This window comes from Luteibacter sp. (assembly GCF_051958795.1).
Lineage (GTDB): Bacteria > Pseudomonadota > Gammaproteobacteria > Xanthomonadales > Rhodanobacteraceae > Luteibacter.
In genome coordinates, this window is record NZ_JBQCFT010000268.1 from 1 (window position 1) to 17,666 (window position 17,666).

A 17,666-nucleotide genomic window follows, 5' to 3' on the forward strand; every position below is an offset into this window, starting at 1 on the left:
AGCCACCCTGGGCGCGCAGACCGGCGTATAGCCCGTCGTCACCAGCAGATCCATGCCCTCGCCAATCCGGTCATCGATTGCCAGATCCCAGCCCGCCTCACCGCCATCCGTAACCACCTCAACGGCGATGTCCGGATGCCGGGTGAAGAAGCGGAACAGCCGGGGAACGAGCCACTTCGTACCGAACGTAGCAGGTACCGCGACCCGCAAGGACGCGTTCCGCTGCCCCATGACCTGGTCCGTGGCGTGCTGCAACGCACGAAAAACATCCCTGACGCGGGGGAAGTAATTCTCGCCCGCCGCCGTCAGTGCCAGCTTATTGTTGCTACGCACAAACAACGGCGTGCCGAGGTACGCCTCCAGCAATTTGACTTGAGCACTCACCGCGGCCGCTGTCAGCGAGAGCTCCTCGCCGGCCTTGGTGAAGCTCAAATGCTGCGCCGCAAGTTCGAACACACGCACGGCGTTGAGGGGTAGCGAACGCTTCATCGCGAAGTCTTCAAAAAAAATTTGGGGAAAGCCCGAAGAATTTCTAGTTTGCCTGCCTCGGCGGGCGGCGCCAAGAATCGGGTGGTCTAGCGAACGGACCCTCGATGAACACCCTCACCATCGACACCGGCACCACCAACACACGCGTCACCGCGTGGCGTGACGGCCAGCCCATCGGACAGGCCGCCACCCAGGTGGGCGTCCGCGATACGGCGATCACCGGCAGCACCCGCAAACTGGAAGATGCGCTGCGTGACACCATCGCCGCGACCCTGGCCGATGCGAACCTCGATCGCGCCGACATCAGCCGTGTGCTGGCCTCCGGCATGATCACGTCGAACGTCGGCCTCTGCGAGATCCCGCACGTGCCCGCCGCCGCAGGCATCGATGACCTGGCGAAGGCCATGCGCGAGTCGCTGGTCGAGAACGTGTGGCACCAGCCCATCTGGTTCGTGCCTGGCGTGCGCAACAAGGTGGATCACATCGGCCTGCACAACTGCGAGGCCATGGACATGATGCGCGGCGAGGAGACCGAGTCCTTCGCCCTGGTCGAGCGCCTCAACCTGCGCGAGCCCACCGTCATCGTCCTGCCCGGCTCGCACTCCAAGTTCGTCAGCATCGATGCCAACCAGCGCATCGATGGCTGCGTGACGACGCTCGCCGGCGAGCTGCTCCACGTGATCTCGCACGACACGATCCTGGCCGGCTCGCTGAAGGAAGGCTTCGCCAAACGCATCGACCCCGAGATGCTGCTGGCCGGCGCGGCCTCCGCCAACAAGATCGGCCTGGGCCGCGCGTGCTTCAGCGTGCGCATCCTCGATCAGTTCGCGGTGTACGACGCCAACGCGCGCGCCAACTTCCTGCTGGGTGCGGTGCTCGGCTCCGACCTGCTCACGCTGAAGAACTCCAGCGCGATCCGGATGAGCCCGGGCACCCGCTTCGTCATCAGCGGCAAGCCGATCCTGCGTGAAGCGATCGGCCGCCTTGTGGAAGGCGACGACTTCTTTTCCGGCACCGTCACGGTGCTGGGCGACGACGAGCAACGCGACCTGGCCGGCTACGGTGCGATCACCATTGCCCGCCGCCGCGGCTTGCTCGGTTAAACAGCGAAACTTTCGAGGAGGGAACGCATGAAGATCAAGATCGCCCTGGGTTTCAAAGCCCTTGCGCTGGCCCTGGCGCTGACCGCCAGCCCGGCGTTCGCCGCCGATGAACCGGTCAAGATCGGCTTCGTCGTGAAACAGCCCGAGGAACCCTGGTTCCAGGATGAATGGAAGTACGCCGAACAGGCCGCGAAGGAGAAGGGCTTTACCCTCGTCAAGATCGGCGCGCCGGACGGTGGCCAGGTCCTCACCGCCATCGATAACCTCAAGGCCCAGCACGCGCAGGGCTTCGTCATCTGCACGCCCGATGTGAAGCTCGGCCCGTCGATCGTCGCCAAGGCAAAGATGAACCGGCTCAAGCTCATGACCGTGGACGACCGCCTGGTCGACGGCTCGGGCAAGCCGATCGAATCCGTGCCGCACATGGGCATCTCCGCCACCAAGATCGGCGAGCAGGTGGGCCAGGCCATTGCCGATGAAATGAAGAAGCGTGGCTGGAAGCCGGAAGAGACGGGTGCGCTGCGCATCTCGTACGACCAGCTGCCGACCGCCAAGGACCGCACCGATGGCGCGATCGCCGCGCTCACGGCGGCCGGTTTCCCGAAGGCCAACGTCGTCAACGCGCCGGAAGCGAAGACCGATACGGAAAACGCCTTCAACGCAGCCAACATCGCCATCACGCAGAACCCGAAGTACAAGCACTGGATCGCGTTCGGCCTGAACGACGAAGCCGTGCTGGGCGCCGTCCGTGCCGCCGAAGGCCGCGGTTTCCGTGCTCCCAACATGATTGGCGTCGGCATCGGTGGCAGCAAGTCCGCGCTGAACGAGTTCGCCAAGGCCGATGCCACCGGCTTCTTCGGCAGCGTGCTGATCAGCCCGAAGCGCCACGGCTATGAGACCTCGGTGGATTTGTACGTGTGGATCAAGAACGACAAGGCCCCGCCGCCGCTCACCCTGACCACCGGCCGCCTCATCACCAAGGCCAACGCGGCCGAAGTGCGCAAGGAAATGGGGCTCTGATGGCCGCGGTCGCGCCACGCCTGGAATTCCGCCATATCGGGAAGACCTTCCCCGGCGTGCGCGCGCTCGGCGACGTGGGCTTCAGCGTACGTGCCGGCAGCGTGCACGGCCTGCTCGGCGAGAACGGTGCCGGCAAGTCCACGATGATGAAGATCCTCGGCGGGGAGTACATCCCTGACGAGGGCGAAGTGGCGATCGATGGTGAAGTCATGCACTTCCGCTCGGCCGCCGACGCGATCGGGGCCGGCGTCGCCGTGATCCACCAGGAGCTGCAGTACGTGCCCGAGCTCTCGGTCATGGAGAACCTGCTCCTGGGCCGGCTACCTACCCGCTTCGGCCTGGTCGATCGGCGCGCGGCCCTGAAGTGGACGCGTGAACGGCTCGACGCGCTCGGCGTCGATCTCGACCCGCGCGCCCGCCTCAAGTCGCTATCCATCGGCCAGCGGCAGATGGTGGAGATCGTGAAGGCGATCCTGCGCGACGCGAAGATCCTTGCCCTCGATGAGCCGACCAGCTCGCTGTCACACCGCGAGACGGAAGTGCTTTTCCGCCTGGTGAATGACCTGCGCGCTCAGGGCAAGGCGATGATCTACATCTCGCACCGCCTCGATGAGATCTTCGAGCTGTGCGATGCCGCGACCATCTTCCGTGATGGCCGCAAGGTCGCCGATTTCGACACGCTGCAGGGCGTGACCCGCGACGAACTCGTGCAGCGCATGGTCGGCCGCGACATCGGCGACATCTTCGGTTACCAGCCGCGCGAGCACGGGGCTGTGCGCCTTTCCGTGAAGGGCGTGTCCGGCCGTGCCGTGCCGCAGCCCATGAGCTTCGACGTCAAGGCCGGTGAAATCGTCGGCTTCTTCGGCCTGGTTGGCGCAGGCCGCTCGGAAGTCATGCGCGTCGTCTACGGCGCCGACCGTCGGCTGGCCGGCGAAGTCAGCGTCGATGGCCGTCCGGTCAAGCCTTCGCGGATCCGCGACTCGATCCGGCATGGCCTGGTGTTCTGCCCGGAAGACCGCAAGGAAGAAGGCATCATCGGCGTGCGTTCGGTAGCCGAGAACATCAACATCAGCACGCGGCGCAACCACCTGACCGCGGGCCTGTTCATCAACGACCGCAACGAAGCGCGCACCGCCGATACCTTCATCGAGCGCCTGCGCATCCGCACGCCGCACCGGCGCCAGGAGATCCGCCTGCTCTCGGGCGGCAACCAGCAGAAGGCCGTGCTCTCGCGCTGGCTCGCCGAGAAGGACCTGCGCGTCCTGATCGTCGATGAGCCGACCCGCGGCATCGACGTAGGCGCCAAGAACGAAATCTACAACGTGCTGTATGAGCTGGCCGGCCGTGGTGTCGCGATCGTGATGATCTCCAGCGAGCTGCCGGAAGTGCTCGGCGTCTCGGACCGCGTCATCACGCTGTGCCGCGGGCGCATCACCGCCGAGTTCAACCGTGGCGAAGCGAACGAACACAACGTGCTCGCCGCCGCGCTCCCCGAAGGCGCCAGCGCCACCCCCATGAGGAATGTTTGAAGCCATGACCGAGACCAATGCCGCTGCCATCGGGGCCACGCGCGAGACGCAGGCCGACCGCCGCCGCGCCCTGCTCTGGCAGATCGTGGATGATTACAGCCTGATCCTGATCTTCATCGCGCTGTTCACCGTGCTCAGCTTCACCGTGCAGTACTTCTTCAGCTGGGACAACGTGGTCGGCCTTGCGCTGTCCGTATCGCAGATCGGCATGGTCGCCTGCACCATGATGTTCTGCCTCGCCTCGCGCGATTTCGACCTCTCGGTGGGCTCGGTCGTCGCCTTCTCCGGCGTGCTCTGCGCGATCGTGGCGAACGCCACCGGCAGCGTCACGCTGGGTATCGCGGCGAGCCTGGCCGCCGGCGCGGCGATCGGCGCGTTCAACGGCGTCGTCATCGCCAAGCTCAGGATCAACGCCCTGATCACCACGCTGGCGACCATGGAGATCGTGCGTGGCCTGGCCTTCATCACCTCGCAGGGCCAGGCGGTGGGCGTGACCAGCGAAGCCTTCTTCACCCTGGGCGCGCTGGAGCTGTTCGGCCTGCCGGTGCCGGTGTGGATCACCGTGGCCTGCTTCGTCGTGTTCGGCGTGCTGCTCAACAAGACAATCTACGGCCGCAACACCCTGGCGATCGGCGGCAACCCGGATGCCGCCCGCCTGGCGGGCGTCGCGGTGGACCGCGTGCGCATCGCCATCTTCCTGATCCAGGGCGCGGTCGCCGCGCTGGCAGGCATCATCCTCGCGTCGCGCATGACCAGTGGCCAGCCCAATGCGGGAGAAGGTTTCGAACTGGATGTGATCTCGGCGTGCGTGCTGGGTAGCGTGTCGCTGATGGGCGGCCGGGCGACGATCAGCGGCGTGCTCGTTGGCGTCCTCATCATGGGCACCGTGCAAAATGCCATGAGCCTCCTGAATATCGATGCCTTCTACCAGTACGTGGTGCGCGGCACGATCCTGTTGATCGCCGTGCTCGTGGACCAGCTCAAGAACCGCAGGCAGTCGCGCTGATGACCGATTCGTTCAAGCCACTTTCCCCGCAACGCCAGGCCCACGCCGAGGGCGTGATCTGGGATGACCTCGCCAACGTGGTGCGCTGGACGGATATCGCTACTTCGCACCTGTACGCTTACGATCCCGCCACGGGCCACGTCAGCGAAGCGAAGCTGCCGGCGCGCGTGTGCTGCTTCGCCCTGACCCACCAGAAGGGCGTGCTCCTGCTCGCGCTGGAGAAGCAGGTGGCGCGCTACGACACCCGCGATGGCACGCTGCACATCCTCGCGGACATCGAACCCGACATCCTGGGCACGCGCGCGAACGATGGGCGCTGCGACCGCGGTGGCAACCTGGTCTTCGGCACGTTGAATGAAGCCGGGCCGGAGAAGGTCGCTTCGTTCTGGCGTTACACCCACGATGGCCGCCTGCACCGCCTGGCACTGCCCAAGGCTGCGATCACCAACAGCATCTGCTTCAGCCCCGATGGCGGCACGATGTATTTCACCGATTCGCCCACCGCGCAGATCATGGCCTGCGATTACGATGCCGCGAGCGGCGAGGTCGACCGCATCCGCGTGTTCACCGAGCTGCGCAGGGGCATGGAACCGGACGGCTCGACGATCGATGCCGACGGCTTCCTGTGGAATGCCGAGTGGGGCGCATCGCGCGTCGCGCGTTACGCGCCCGATGGCCGCCTCGACGCGACCATCGAGCTCCCCGCCCGCCAGCCGAGCTGTGTCACCTTCGCCGGCCCCGCGCTGGACCGCATGGTGATCACATCGGCGTTCAAGTACATCGACGAGGCGGTGCTCGAAGACGAACCGTTGAACGGTGCCATCTTCATCGGCACGCCCCCGCGCGGCCACGGGCTCCCCGAGGCCCGCTACGGACACAAGGTTTAAGCATGACCACGATCACACCCGATCCGCGTACCACCCCGCTCCCCCGCCTCGCCGGCAAGGTCGCCATCGTGACCGGCGCCACCCAGGGCATTGGCGCGGCCACGGCGAAGCTGTTTGCCGCCCATGGCGCCTCGGTGGTGCTCAACGTCCTCGAGGACAACGCGCAGGCCCGCCAGACGCTCGCCGAGCTCAACACCGAACACGCGATGCTGTTCCAGGCCGACGTCACCGACCCGGCGGCGATCCAGCGCATGGTCGATGCGGCGACCGAGCGCTTCGGTGCGCCCGACGTGCTGGTGAACAATGCCGGCATCAACGTCTTCAACGAACCGCTGTCGCTGACCGACGAGGAATGGACGCGCTGCTTCGAAGTCGACCTGAAGGGCGCCTGGAACTGCGCGAAGGCGGTGCTGCCCGGCATGCTTTCCGTGGGCCACGGCAGCATCATCAATATCGCTTCGGTGCACGGCCACAAGATCATCCCGCACTGCTTCCCCTACCCGGTGGCCAAGCACGGCCTGATCGGCCTGACCAAGGCCCTCGGTCTCGAGTACGCCGCGAAGAACATCCGCGTGAACTCGATCTCGCCCGGCCTGGTCCTCACCGCCATCGCCGAGGCCGGCTTCGCTGCCGCGCCGGACCCGGTGGCCGAGCGCCGCAAGCAGACCGAGATCCTGCCGAACAAGCGGATCGGTGAGCCGCAGGAAATCGCGTATACCGCGCTGTTCCTCGCCTCCGATGAGGCTCGCTACATCAACGCCGCCGACATCCGCATCGATGGCGGCCGTTCCCAGCTCTACCACGAGTGAACCCCATGGCCTGGCCTACCGCGCTCCCCCTCATCGCCATCCTCCGTGGCATCACCCCCGATGAAGTCGTCGGCCACGTCGAAGCCCTGATCGAATCCGGCTTCGATGCCATCGAAGTCCCGCTGAACTCGCCCGACTGGCAGCGCAGCATCCCCATGGCGGTGCAGGCCGCGGGTGACCGGGCCCTTGTCGGCGCCGGCACGGTACTGACCCCCGAAGACGTGGACCGGGTCGCCGACCTGGGCGGCACCCTGCTGGTCACCCCGAATACCGACCCCGACGTGATCCGCCAGGGCCGGGCCCGGGGCATGTACACCTCGATCGGCTTCACCACCCCCACCGAGGCCTTCACCGCCCTGAAGGCCGGCGCCCAGTCGCTGAAGCTGTTCCCGGCCAGCGTCTACGGCCCCGCGTACATCAAGGCGATCCGGGCCGTTTTACCCCCGGATATGCCGCTTTTGGCGGTGGGCGGCGTCACGCCGGAAAATGTAGGACAATTCCTCGACGCGGGTTGTATCGGCGCGGGGCTCGGTGGCGATCTGTACAAGCCGGGGCAGCCCGTGTCGCGCACCCGCGAACGCGCAGAAGCCTTCGTCAAAGCCTACCGATCCGTCTAACCGGGCAAAGCATGAAAGTAACCAAGATCACCACGTACCGCGTCGCACCCCGCTGGATGTTCCTGAAGATGGAAACCGACGAGGGCGTGACCGGCTGGGGCGAACCGGTCGTCGAAGGCCGCGCGCGCACCGTGGAAGCCGCCGTGCACGAGCTTTCCGAAATGGTGATCGGCCGCGACCCCTCGCGCATTAACGACATCTGGCAGCAGATGTATCGCGGGGGTTTCTATCGTGGCGGCGCGGTGTTCATGAGCGCGATGGCCGGCATCGACCAGGCGCTGTGGGATATCAAGGGCAAGGTGCTCAACGCGCCGGTGTACGAACTGCTCGGCGGCCGCGTGCGCGACCGCATGAAGACCTATTGCTGGGTCGGTGGCGATCGCCCGGCCGACATCATCGCGCAGATGAAAGAGCGCCTTTCCCACGGCTTCGATACGTTCAAGATGAATGGCTGTGAGGAGATGAGCATCATCGCCTCGAGCAAGCACGTCGATGCCGCGGTGGCGAAGGTCGCGGAGATCCGCGAAGCCTTCGGCAACACCATCGAGTTCGGCCTGGATTTCCATGGCCGCGTCTCGGCGCCGATGGCGAAAGTGCTGGTCAAGGAACTCGAACCGTTCCGCCCGCTCTTCATCGAGGAGCCGGTGCTTGCGGAACAGGCCGAGTACTACCCGCGCATCGCCGCTGCCACGTCGATCCCCATCGCGGCCGGCGAGCGCATGTATTCGCGCTTCGAGTTCAAGGGCGTGCTGGAGCGTGGCGGCATCTCGATCATCCAGCCCGATCTCTCGCACGCCGGCGGCATCACCGAGTGCGTGAAGATCGCTGCGATGGCCGAGGCCTATGACGTCGCCCTCGCCCCGCATTGCCCGCTCGGCCCGATCGCGCTTGCGGCGTGCCTGCACGTCGACTTCGTCAGCTGGAACGCCACGCTGCAGGAGCAGAGCATGGGCATCCACTACAACAAGGGCGGCGAAGTCCTCGACTATGTGCGCAACAAGGAAGCGCTGAAGCTCGACGACGGCGGTTACGCCCAGCCGTTCACCGGCCCGGGCCTCGGCATCGATGTGAACGAAGAGCTGATCATCGAGCGCAGCTGCGAAGTACAGGACTGGCGCAATCCGCTGTGGCGCCACCCGGATGGGTCTGTCGCGGAGTGGTAGGAGCATCGCGCGCAAGCGCGCTCCCACAGGGGTTTCGCTAACGCCGGTGCGTTCGGCTCCGTAGGAGCCCACCCTGTGGGCGACGCCGTTCGCGATGACGCCGCTGGGCCTTATGGTCTTGGGGCGAAAGATGTCGCCCACAGGGTGGGCTCCTACGACGATTTATTAGCGTCGGTTGCGTGGCTCTTTGTGGGAGCGCGCTTGCGCGCGATCGGCATCAAGGACGCGCGTCTCGCCCGAAGCGAGCCCATCCAACCGGTAATCCCCGATCGCTTCGCGGATCAGCCGCAATGTCGGCAAACCCACCGCCGCCGTCATCCGGCGCACCTGGCGGTTCCGCCCTTCCTTCAGCGTGATCCTCAGCCAGGCATCCGGCACCGTCTTGCGAAAGCGCACGGGCGGATCGCGCGGCCATAGCCACGCCGGCTCGTCGATCAGCTCGGCGCCTGCCGGCAAGGTCGGCCCATCGTTGAGCACGACGCCGCGGCGCAGCTTCTCCAGCGCCTCCTCGGTGGGCGTCCCTTCGACCATCACCACGTACGTCTTCGCCTGCTTGTGCTTCGGGTCGGCAAGCCGGTGCTGCAGCACCCCATCGTCGGTGAGCAGCAGCAGGCCTTCGCTATCGTGGTCGAGGCGCCCGGCGGCGTAGACGCCCTTCTGCGTGACGAAGTCGGCCAGCGTACGCCGGCCGGCTTCGTCGGTGAACTGGCACAGCACCCCGAAAGGTTTGTTCAGGGCGACCAGCACGTTACTGCGCGGGCTTCACGAAACGCAGGGTCATGCGGTCGGATTCGCCGATGGCCTGGTACTTCGCCTTGTCCTTGTCGCCCAACTCGAACGTCGGCGGAAGGGTCCAGACGCCCTTCGGGTGGTCGTGGTTGTCCTTCGGGTTGGCGTTGACCTCGCTCTGGCCATCCAGCTTGAAGCCGGCATCGGTGGCGAGCTTGATCACGTAGTCGGTCGGCAGGTAGCCGGTGTTGACCACCTGGTCGAGGGTCTTGCCCTTGTCGGCGCGGTGGTCTTCCACACCGAGCACGCCGCCCGGCTTCAGCACCTTGAAGAACGACTTGAACATCGTCTCGGCGTTGCCGTCGGCAGCCCAGTTATGCACGTTGCGGAAGGTCAGCACCATGTCGGCCGAACCATCCGGGCCGAGCACCGGCTTCTTGTCGTCGAACTCGACCAGCTTCGCGTTCGAGTACTGCTGCGGGGCGAACTTGAACTTGTTCTCGAGCGCGGTCTTGCTCTTCGACCCCGGGGGCACCGCGCCGATGTAGTGACCGTGCGCGTTGAGGTACGGGGCGAGGATCTCGGTGAACCAGCCGCCCGACGGCCAGATCTCGATGACCGTCATGTCCGGGCGGATGCCGAAGAAGGCGAGCGTTTCCTTCGGGTGGCGGTACGCGTCACGCGCGGAGTTCTTCGGATCGCGCCACTTGCCGGCGACGGCAGCGTCGAGCTGGGTGGCGGACGCCTGGCTGGCACTGGCCGGCGGCGTGGCCTGCGCGGGCTGGTCGGCATCCATCGCCATGCTGGCAGCCGGAAGGGAAAGACCGATGAGACCTGCGAGGAGGAGCTTCTTCATGACGGCTACCAGCGTGGGGGACAGGGCACGAAATCTAGCACGGCCCCGGCGCGGCGACGCGTGTCTTGCACTGGCCGTCACGGATGGACGAGCATCATGGGGCTTCCCCCCACAGGGACTACCCCATGCACGTCCCCCCGGCCCGCTTCCTCACGGGCGCCATCCTGCTTGCGCTCGGCGGTACGGCCGCCGCGCAGCAGGCCCAACCGCTTGCGCCCGTCGTGGTCACGGCGACGCGCAGCGCGCAATCGCCTTACGACATTCCCGCCGCCATCGATTCGGTGCGCACGCCGCCCGATGGCACGCTCGACGTCAACCTCTCCGAACGGCTGCAGTCGATTCCCGGCGTCACCGCGCGCGACCGGCAGAATTACGCGCAGGACACGCAGATCTCGATCCGCGGGTTTGGTGCGCGTTCCACGTTCGGCATCCGCGGCATACGCCTGTACACCGATGGCATACCGGCCACCATGCCGGATGGCCAGGGCCAGGTGACCCACTTCAACCTCGATTCGGCCGAACGGGTCGAGGTCCTGCGCGGCCCGTTCTCCGCCCTGTACGGCAATGCCTCCGGCGGCGTCATCCAGCTGTTCACCGCCGATGGCACGACGCCGCCCGAGTGGCGGTTCGGCGTGGCGGGCGGCAGCAATGGCGTCTTCCGTACCTCGCTCAATGCGCGCGGCGTGGAAGGGCCGGTCGATTACAACGTGGACCTGAGCCACTTCCGCACCAGCGGTTACCGCGACCACAGCGCGGCGCGGCGCGAATCCGGTAATGCGAAGCTGGGCTGGAAGATCGATGACGACCGCAAGCTCACCCTGGTGCTCAACGCGGTGGATATTCCGGGGGCACAGGATCCGCTCGGCCTGACCAAGGCCCAGTTCCATGCCGATCCACGCCAGGTCGCCAGCGTCGCGGACACGTTCAACACGCGCAAGTCGGCAGACCAGCAGCAGGCCGGCCTGATCTACGACCAGCGGATCGACAACGCGAACAGCCTGCGCGTCATGACCTATTACGGCCAGCGCACGGTGACGCAGTACCTGTCGATTCCGGTGGCGACGCAGACCTCGCAGCGCGGGAATTCGGGCGGCGTGGTCGACCTGGGCAACGCCTACGGCGGCGGCGATGCGCGCTGGACCTGGCGCGACGACCTGCTGGGCCGGCCCTTCGAGCTTGCTGCAGGCGTGGCATACGACAACCAGCACCAGCATCGCCAGGGCTACAACAATTTCGTCGGCACCACGCTGGGCGTGCGCGGTGCGCTACGCCGCGACGAGATCGACCGGGTATTCGATTTCGACCAGTACGCCCAGGCCACGTGGCGCGTCGCCGATGCGTGGACGCTGATGGGCGGCGTGCGCCACAGCGATGTGCACTTCGACTCGGACGACCGCTACATCGTGCCCGGCAATCCGGACGACAGCGGTTCCGAACGCTATTCGGCTACCACGCCGGTGTTCGGCGTACTGTGGCGCGCCGCCTCCTGGGCCCATGTGTATGCGAACTGGGGCCGCGGGTTTGAAACGCCGACCTTCTCCGAGATCGGCTACCGGGCCGATGGCGGCGCGGGGCTGGCATTCGACCTGAAACCCTCGAAGTCGCGCAACAGCGAGGTCGGCATCAAGCTGCAACCCACGGACGGCATGAAGGCCGGGCTGGCCGTGTTCCGTGCCGACAGCGACAACGAACTGGCGGTGGCGACGAATGTCGGCGGGCGTACCACGTACCAGAACATCGCGCGCTCACGCCGCCAGGGCATCGAGGCGTCGTTCGATGGCACCCTCGCGAATGAACTGCACCTCGTCGCGTCGTACACCCACCTCGAGGCGAGCTTCCGCACACCGTTCCTCACCTGCGTGTCGGCCGGCTGCGCGGCGCCGGATACACCGGTAAGTGCTGGTACGCGTATCCCTGGCGTCCCCCGTTCGATGGGCTACGCCGCGCTGAAGTACGGCGGCGATACCGGCGTGCAGGCAGGGTTCGACATGAATGCGATGGGCGCCACGACGGCGAACGACCTGGGCACGGCCGTCGCACCCGGCTATGCGCTGTTCGGCCTGTCGGGTGGCTACGTGTTCGATGAGGGCCCGTGGCGGGTGAACACCTTCGCCCGCGTGGACAACCTGGCGGACCGGCATGTGATCGGCTCGGTCATCGTCAACGACGGGAACGGGCGGTACTTCGAGCCAGCACCCGGGCGGACGTTCCTGGTCGGTGTGGATGTGACCTGGCGGTAACACCATCGCGCGTAGGAGCCCACCCTGTGGGCGACGCCGTTCGCGAAAGAGCCGCAGGGCCTGAAGCGCACTGGCGAAAGATGTCGCCCACAGGGTGGGCTCTTACGCGATGCGCTCAGGCCGAAATGGCCAGCCGCTCCGATCGGTAAAGCACCGCCGTTGCCCACACCGCCACCGCCGCCGCGGCAAACCCGCCGGCGAGACACAGCCCCAGCTCCTGCCCGGTGATGCCATCGCCGCGCAGCAGCTGCACGATGCCCAGGTTCTGCCCCAGCAGCGGGACCGAGTACATCCACGGTTCCGGCTTCACCGGTATCACCGACAGCAGCGCGCTCGGCAGGATGGGGATGATCATGAGGATCGACAGGTAGGTCTGTGCTTCGCGGTAGCTCTTGGCGAGCGCGGAGACGAACGACTGCAGCGCCGCGAGGAGCACGATGAGCGGCAGCATCAGCAGTACTACCTGCGCGCCGAAGCGGAGCCCGAGGTCGAGCACGATGCCCAGCTTCTCCGTCGGGATGAACCAGGGCGCCGTGGAGAACGCGGCGACGCTCAGCAGCAGGCTGATCACCGAGAACGTGCAGATCGCCGCGAGCTTTCCGGCAAGGATCTTCCAGCGCGCCACGGGATTCACGAACAGCGGCTCCAGCGATTGCCGCTCCCGCTCGCCGGCGGTGAGGTCGATGGCGAGGTACATGCCACCCATGAACACGGTGAGCACGAAGAAGTACGGAAGGAACGAGAACATCAGCGCCGAACGCGACTGCGAGGTGGCCTGGTCGCGGTCCGCCACGTTGACCGGCCAGGCGGTGGAAGGCGACAGCCCGCGTGCGATGAGGCGCATCGCACCTTCGCGGCGCGCGAAGCTCTCGACGACGCTACGCACGCGCGCCACCGTGGTGTTCGCATCCCGCCGCGAGGAGTCGTAGATGACCTCCACCTGCACCGACTGCCCCTTGTTCCAGGCTTTCACGTAATCCGGATCGATGCGGATCACGACATCGGCGCGCATGTCGTGCACCGCGCGCTCGGGGTCATTGATGCCGGGATTCGCATCGATGCCGGCGGCTTTCAGCGCGTTCACGAAGTTGGGGGCGAGTTCCGCCCCGATCACCGGCACGCGGATCGGCTGGTCGGCGCGCGCCAGCTCGCGGTTCACCATGACGTTCATCAGCATGATGAACAGCACGGGCCCCAGCAGCGGCCCAGTGATGAGCGCATTAATCAGCGTTCGGCGATCACGCAGGTTCTCGCGGACTTCTTTCCAGTAGACGGCACGAAAAGCATTCATGCGGCGAGACCCTCGTCGGTACCGATGATCTTCACGAAGGCATCCTCGAGGCTGGCCTGCCCGGTCTTCTCGAGCAGCGCGGCGGGCGTATCGTCCGCGACCACGGTGCCGTGGGCGATCACGACGATGCGATCGCACAGCGCGGCGACCTCCTGCATGATGTGGCTGGAAAACAGCACGCAGCGTCCCTCGGCCTTCAACTGGTGCATGAAGCGGCGCATGGCGCGGGTGGCCATGACATCGAGGCCATTGGTCGGCTCGTCGAGCAGGACATTGCGCGGGTCGTGCACCAGGGCGCGCGCGATCGCCGTCTTCACCCGCTGGCCCTGCGAGAAGCCTTCCGTGCGGCGCGTGGCGATGTCGCGCATCTCCAGCGCATCGATCAACGCTTCGCGGCGCACGCGGATCGCCGCATCGGTCATGCCCTGCAGGCGGCCGAAGTACGTGATGTTCTCGGACGCGGTGAGCCGCTTGTACAGCCCGCGCGCATCCGGCAACACGCCGAGCTGCCGGCGGACGGCCACCGGATCCTGCATCGGATCGATGCCATCGACCAGCACCTGCCCCGCATCGGGCTTCATCAGGGTGTAGAGCATGCGCAGCGTCGTGGTCTTGCCGGCACCGTTCGGGCCCAGCAAGCCGGTGATCTCGCCATCGCGCGCCGTAAAGCTCACGCCGTCCACGGCTTTCACATCGCCGAATGACTTATGCAGGTCCTTTACTTCGATCATGGCGTCGCTCCATTGAAACCGACGAATACGGGGGCTGGCGAAAGCCGCTCGAGGCACTGGCCATCCAGCGCCTTCGCGTCCGCCTTGTCGATGAACTGGTCGAGCAGGCGCGGCATGCAGCCACGCGCGACCACGTTGTGGCCCTGACCCTTCAGGACGAAATGGCGGCCATTCGGCAGCCCCTTGAGCACTTCATCGCCGTAACGCGGGGGCGTCACCGGGTCGAATTCGCCGGACATGAGCAGGGCCGGCACCTGGCTCTTCAATGACTCGTGGAAGTCCGCCGGGCGCGTGCCGTGCGGCCACACCGAGCACGCCGCCTTGAACGCCTCGATCATGTTGTCGCCCAGGATCGTGTCCTTGTCCTGCGGCCGCGAGGTCAAGAGATCCGCATCTTCGGAACAGATCACCGTGTACTGCATGCCGCCGTCCATGGTGTCGCCGAGGTCGCCGGTAAGCAGCTTCGCCTGGCCCAGCAGCGGGCCCACGTCACCTCGCGCGGCGGCGTCGATCGACAGTGGCAGCAACGCCGCCGTCTCCGGCGAGTAAGCGAACATGCGCACCACCGTGGCAAGGATGTACTCGCTCAGCACCCGCTGCGTGCTGGCGTACGTCTGCGGATCGCGGAAGCTCACCTTGTGCGGATTGGCACGCAGCGCATCGCGTAGCTGGTAGAGCGTCTGGTAAGGGTCGGCGAAGCGCGCGCGACAGGCCTCGTCGTTGGCGCAACGGGCGAACTGGGCCTTGAGCGCTGCATCGAGGTTCACCGCGAAGTCTTCGCCGAGGACCAGCGCGTTGGGTGCGATGCCATCGAGCACCAGCGTGCGCACGGCATCGGGGTGGCCCATGGCGTACTGCTGCGCCACCCGCGTGCCGTACGACACGCCCAGGATGTTGAAATGGGGCGAGCCCAGTGCCTTGCGTACGTCTTCGAGATCGGCCACCGCATCCGTGGTCGTGTAGAAACGCACATCGGCATTCGCGGAAAGACCGTCCAGGCAGCGCTTCGTTTCCCTGCGAACGGCCTCCGCATCGACGCCGCGGCTGTCTTCCGAGCCGCCCGGCACGTCATGGTCGTCGCCCTCGCGGCAGCTCAGCGGGTGTGAGCCGCCGGTGCCACGCTGGTCGAGCAGGATGACGTTGCGGTGCGCCAGCACCAGCGCCATGGCCGGCGCGATGCTGGCATAGGTCTCCGTCGCTGCCTGGCCCGGGCCACCGGCGAGGAAAACGACCGGATCGTCCGCGGGCACCTGGGCGCTACTGCGCACGACGGCGAGGCGCATGTCGAGCTTGCGCCCCTCTGGATGCGCACGATCCTCCGGGACCTGGAACGTTGCGCACCATGCCGCGGTGGAAAGCCCGGAATGCGGCTGCCCCAGTTCGCATGGGTGCAGCTCCAGCGTGCCCAGTTTCCAGGTGCGCGGCACGACGGGCGTGGTGTCGGCGACGGGAGCGGTGGCCGGGGCGGCCGCTTCGGCGCGCGGGTGCTTCATCACCTGCCGGCCAGCGAACGCGGCGATAAGGATCACGACGATGGCAACGATGCGACGCGGACGTTTCATGCCTTCATGGCTCCGGCGTGAAGATGGATTCGATGGATAGCGAGAACAGCCCGGCGATCTTGAACGCCAGTGGCAGGCTCGGATCGTACTTGCCGGTCTCGATAGCGTTCACGGTCTGCCGCGACACGTCGAGGTGTTCGCCGAGGTCGGCCTGTGACCAGCCCAGCGCCGTGCGCAGTTCGCGGACCCGGTTATTCATGGCTGCGGTAGTAGAAGCGGATGGCGCACTTGGCCACCCCGAACAGGCCAAGCAGGATCGGGAAGACCCAGACCGCCACCGAGGCACCTGTCGGCTGTTCGAGCACCCTGGCGTTCAGGAGCAGGCCGTAGGTGAAGAAGCCAAACCCGCCGATGCCTCCCGCGATGGCGATCGCCTCCAGGTCGATGCGTCGCTCGAATTCATCCTGGTCGCGGATCACCCGCACCATGGCGCGGATGACGAAGGCGATGGGCAAGGCGGGAAGCAGGGTGACAAGCGTGCGGGCCAGCGTGCCGTCCAGCGACTTCAGCCAGCTGACCGAGGCGAACAGCAGGATCATGTACCCCACCATGGCCGGGAAGAACTCGCGCAGGTAGCGCTTGTGGACCGCACGCATCGCCATGTCAGTGGGCCTCGATGAAAGCGTTGAGCGCCTTGCCGAACGCGGCAGGCTGGTCGAGCATGACATAGTGGCGCGACGGTGCGAGCGCGATCACTTTCGCCTGCGGCGCATCGGCAAGCAGCGACTGGTAGTAGGCCACCTTCTGCTCCTGCGTGATCTTCATCGGACCCATCTGCGAATCCTGTTCGGCGAACGCCGTGATCTCGAGGATCGGTGCTTTCGCGGCCTTCAGGTCGGGGCGGAAATCGGCGCCGGCATCCTCGGCCATGTAGCGTGCGACGGCTTTCTGGTCGCTGCGCGCGTTGAGCGGGGCGACGCGTTCCGCGGTGGCGGCGTCAAGCGTGCCGATGTTCTGCATGTAGGCGAGTTGCTGCGCCTTGAACTCATCGGGCGAGGCGCCTTCGGTTTTCGTCTTCAACTGCGCCGCGATGCCTGCGCGCTGCTCGGGCGTGACCCGCTCCATGCCCGGGAAGATCGGCAGGCCATCGACCGCGACCACGCCGCGGGTCAGGTCCGGGTGACGGCCGGCGAAGCGCAGGGCGAGCGTGCCACCGAGGCTGTGCCCCACGAGGATCGGCTTGTCGATGTGGTTCTGCTCGATGTACTGCGCGAGCGATGCGTCGGCACGGTCCATCCAGTTGCCGTCCGCCGAGGGTGCCGGCGTGCCATCGAAGCCCGCGAGGGTCACGGCGTAGACGACGTGGCGCTTCTCGAGGTCGGCGATGGTGTCCTTCCAAACCCAGGGACCGCCCGCCAGGCCGGGGATCAGGATGACCGGGGTGCCGGAGGTGCCGTGGCGTTCGACCGTCAGCGTCCCGGCCTGGACGGCGTGGTTCGCGGCAGAGGCGGTGGCCGGGGTAGCGGCGTGCAGGGTGGAGGCGGCGCAGGCGGCCATCAGCAGGGCGGCGGCGCGCAGGACGATGCGGTACGACATGTTCGAACCCCTTTCGTTGGCGTGGAGCGTGTCAAGCACGCTTGACAGCATCCTGCCCCCGGCCGCGTCGCATGTCAAGGATGCTTGACATCGCATTT

Annotated in this window: 18 protein-coding genes; 9 read left to right on the forward strand and 9 right to left on the reverse strand. The window is 66.4% G+C overall.

Translation table 11 applies throughout. The features are described from left to right. A partial coding sequence (locus ACTHLF_RS14140) for a LysR family transcriptional regulator (protein WP_440327985.1) occupies positions 1–489 on the reverse strand: 489 nt, incomplete at its 3' end. Between the two features lie 104 nt (positions 490–593). Here ACTHLF_RS14140 and ACTHLF_RS14145 point away from each other — a divergent pair. The 8 genes from ACTHLF_RS14145 to dgoD are packed head-to-tail and all read left to right on the forward strand — an operon-like array spanning position 594 to position 8,623. Then, the gene (locus tag ACTHLF_RS14145; protein ID WP_440327986.1) at positions 594–1,592 is read left to right on the forward strand and encodes a 2-dehydro-3-deoxygalactonokinase; all 999 of its coding nucleotides are present in this window, start codon (positions 594–596) and stop codon (positions 1,590–1,592) included. 27 nt (positions 1,593–1,619) lie between these two features. Next, complete coding sequence (locus ACTHLF_RS14150; RefSeq protein ID WP_440327987.1) at positions 1,620–2,612, forward strand: arabinose ABC transporter substrate-binding protein; 993 nt, start codon at positions 1,620–1,622, stop codon at positions 2,610–2,612. Next, entirely contained in the window at positions 2,612–4,141 is a 1,530-nt protein-coding gene (araG, locus tag ACTHLF_RS14155) for an L-arabinose ABC transporter ATP-binding protein AraG (RefSeq protein ID WP_440327988.1), read from the forward strand. The genes ACTHLF_RS14150 and araG overlap by 1 nt, the downstream gene beginning before the upstream one ends. A gap of 4 nt (positions 4,142–4,145) precedes the next feature. Further along, the gene (araH, locus tag ACTHLF_RS14160) at positions 4,146–5,147 is read left to right on the forward strand and encodes an L-arabinose ABC transporter permease AraH (protein WP_440327989.1); all 1,002 of its coding nucleotides are present in this window, start codon (positions 4,146–4,148) and stop codon (positions 5,145–5,147) included. After that, positions 5,147–6,034, forward strand: a complete 888-nt coding sequence (locus tag ACTHLF_RS14165) for an SMP-30/gluconolactonase/LRE family protein (protein ID WP_440327990.1) — start codon at positions 5,147–5,149, stop codon at positions 6,032–6,034. The genes araH and ACTHLF_RS14165 overlap by 1 nt, the downstream gene beginning before the upstream one ends. A gap of 2 nt (positions 6,035–6,036) precedes the next feature. Continuing rightward, positions 6,037–6,843 (forward strand): SDR family oxidoreductase, encoded by an 807-nt coding sequence (locus ACTHLF_RS14170; protein ID WP_440327991.1) that lies wholly within the window; start codon positions 6,037–6,039, stop codon positions 6,841–6,843. A gap of 5 nt (positions 6,844–6,848) precedes the next feature. Further along, positions 6,849–7,460, forward strand: coding sequence for a 2-dehydro-3-deoxy-6-phosphogalactonate aldolase (locus ACTHLF_RS14175; RefSeq protein ID WP_440327992.1), 612 nt, complete (start codon positions 6,849–6,851; stop codon positions 7,458–7,460). 11 nt (positions 7,461–7,471) lie between these two features. Next, positions 7,472–8,623: a galactonate dehydratase gene (gene dgoD, locus ACTHLF_RS14180; RefSeq protein WP_440327993.1), complete on the forward strand. Its 1,152-nt coding sequence runs from the start codon at positions 7,472–7,474 to the stop codon at positions 8,621–8,623. A gap of 165 nt (positions 8,624–8,788) precedes the next feature. On the opposite strand, the gene ACTHLF_RS14185 is transcribed toward dgoD, so the two are convergent. Together ACTHLF_RS14185 and ACTHLF_RS14190 are read right to left on the reverse strand one after the other, a co-directional pair. Continuing rightward, positions 8,789–9,370, reverse strand: a complete 582-nt coding sequence (locus tag ACTHLF_RS14185) for an rRNA large subunit pseudouridine synthase E (protein ID WP_440327994.1) — start codon at positions 9,368–9,370, stop codon at positions 8,789–8,791. A gap of 1 nt (position 9,371) precedes the next feature. Beyond that, positions 9,372–10,208, reverse strand: a complete 837-nt coding sequence (locus ACTHLF_RS14190) for a class I SAM-dependent methyltransferase (RefSeq protein WP_440327995.1) — start codon at positions 10,206–10,208, stop codon at positions 9,372–9,374. Positions 10,209–10,333: 125 nt separating this feature from the next. Here ACTHLF_RS14190 and ACTHLF_RS14195 point away from each other — a divergent pair, with 125 nt between their 5' ends. Beyond that, positions 10,334–12,448, forward strand: coding sequence for a TonB-dependent receptor family protein (locus ACTHLF_RS14195; protein ID WP_440327996.1), 2,115 nt, complete (start codon positions 10,334–10,336; stop codon positions 12,446–12,448). A gap of 115 nt (positions 12,449–12,563) precedes the next feature. Here ACTHLF_RS14195 and ACTHLF_RS14200 read toward each other — a convergent pair whose 3' ends face one another. The 6 genes from ACTHLF_RS14200 to ACTHLF_RS14225 are packed head-to-tail and all read right to left on the reverse strand — an operon-like array spanning position 12,564 to position 17,607. Next, positions 12,564–13,739, reverse strand: a complete 1,176-nt coding sequence (locus ACTHLF_RS14200) for an ABC transporter permease (RefSeq protein ID WP_440327997.1) — start codon at positions 13,737–13,739, stop codon at positions 12,564–12,566. Continuing rightward, complete coding sequence (locus ACTHLF_RS14205) at positions 13,736–14,470, reverse strand: ABC transporter ATP-binding protein (RefSeq protein ID WP_440327998.1); 735 nt, start codon at positions 14,468–14,470, stop codon at positions 13,736–13,738. The genes ACTHLF_RS14200 and ACTHLF_RS14205 overlap by 4 nt, the downstream gene beginning before the upstream one ends. Continuing rightward, positions 14,467–16,032 carry an alpha/beta hydrolase gene (locus ACTHLF_RS14210; protein ID WP_440327999.1) on the reverse strand — a complete coding sequence of 522 codons (1,566 nt, stop codon included), beginning with the start codon at positions 16,030–16,032 and terminating at the stop codon, positions 14,467–14,469. The genes ACTHLF_RS14205 and ACTHLF_RS14210 overlap by 4 nt, the downstream gene beginning before the upstream one ends. Before the next feature lie 4 nt (positions 16,033–16,036). Continuing rightward, entirely contained in the window at positions 16,037–16,231 is a 195-nt protein-coding gene (locus ACTHLF_RS14215; RefSeq protein WP_440328000.1) for a helix-turn-helix transcriptional regulator, read from the reverse strand. After that, entirely contained in the window at positions 16,224–16,634 is a 411-nt protein-coding gene (locus tag ACTHLF_RS14220) for a hypothetical protein (protein ID WP_440328001.1), read from the reverse strand. The genes ACTHLF_RS14215 and ACTHLF_RS14220 overlap by 8 nt, the downstream gene beginning before the upstream one ends. 1 nt (position 16,635) lies before the next feature. Further along, positions 16,636–17,607 carry an alpha/beta fold hydrolase gene (locus ACTHLF_RS14225; RefSeq protein WP_440328002.1) on the reverse strand — a complete coding sequence of 324 codons (972 nt, stop codon included), beginning with the start codon at positions 17,605–17,607 and terminating at the stop codon, positions 16,636–16,638. Positions 17,608–17,666: the final 59 nt, after the last annotated feature.

Excerpts from the sequence above, each read along its gene's own strand:
- ACTHLF_RS14145 (WP_440327986.1), top strand. The coding sequence starts at position 594 with ATGAACACCCTCACCATCGACACCGGCACCACCAACACACGCGTCACC.
- ACTHLF_RS14150 (WP_440327987.1), top strand. The coding sequence starts at position 1,620 with ATGAAGATCAAGATCGCCCTGGGTTTCAAAGCCCTTGCGCTGGCCCTG.
- araG (WP_440327988.1), top strand. The coding sequence starts at position 2,612 with ATGGCCGCGGTCGCGCCACGCCTGGAATTCCGCCATATCGGGAAGACC.
- araH (WP_440327989.1), top strand. The coding sequence starts at position 4,146 with ATGACCGAGACCAATGCCGCTGCCATCGGGGCCACGCGCGAGACGCAG.
- ACTHLF_RS14165 (WP_440327990.1), top strand. The coding sequence starts at position 5,147 with ATGACCGATTCGTTCAAGCCACTTTCCCCGCAACGCCAGGCCCACGCC.
- ACTHLF_RS14170 (WP_440327991.1), top strand. The coding sequence starts at position 6,037 with ATGACCACGATCACACCCGATCCGCGTACCACCCCGCTCCCCCGCCTC.
- ACTHLF_RS14175 (WP_440327992.1), top strand. The coding sequence starts at position 6,849 with ATGGCCTGGCCTACCGCGCTCCCCCTCATCGCCATCCTCCGTGGCATC.
- dgoD (WP_440327993.1), top strand. The coding sequence starts at position 7,472 with ATGAAAGTAACCAAGATCACCACGTACCGCGTCGCACCCCGCTGGATG.
- ACTHLF_RS14190 (WP_440327995.1), bottom strand. The coding sequence starts at position 10,208 with ATGAAGAAGCTCCTCCTCGCAGGTCTCATCGGTCTTTCCCTTCCGGCT.
- ACTHLF_RS14195 (WP_440327996.1), top strand. The coding sequence starts at position 10,334 with ATGCACGTCCCCCCGGCCCGCTTCCTCACGGGCGCCATCCTGCTTGCG.
- ACTHLF_RS14200 (WP_440327997.1), bottom strand. The coding sequence starts at position 13,739 with ATGAATGCTTTTCGTGCCGTCTACTGGAAAGAAGTCCGCGAGAACCTG.
- ACTHLF_RS14205 (WP_440327998.1), bottom strand. The coding sequence starts at position 14,470 with ATGATCGAAGTAAAGGACCTGCATAAGTCATTCGGCGATGTGAAAGCC.
- ACTHLF_RS14210 (WP_440327999.1), bottom strand. The coding sequence starts at position 16,032 with ATGAAACGTCCGCGTCGCATCGTTGCCATCGTCGTGATCCTTATCGCC.
- ACTHLF_RS14215 (WP_440328000.1), bottom strand. The coding sequence starts at position 16,231 with ATGAATAACCGGGTCCGCGAACTGCGCACGGCGCTGGGCTGGTCACAG.
- ACTHLF_RS14220 (WP_440328001.1), bottom strand. The coding sequence starts at position 16,634 with ATGGCGATGCGTGCGGTCCACAAGCGCTACCTGCGCGAGTTCTTCCCG.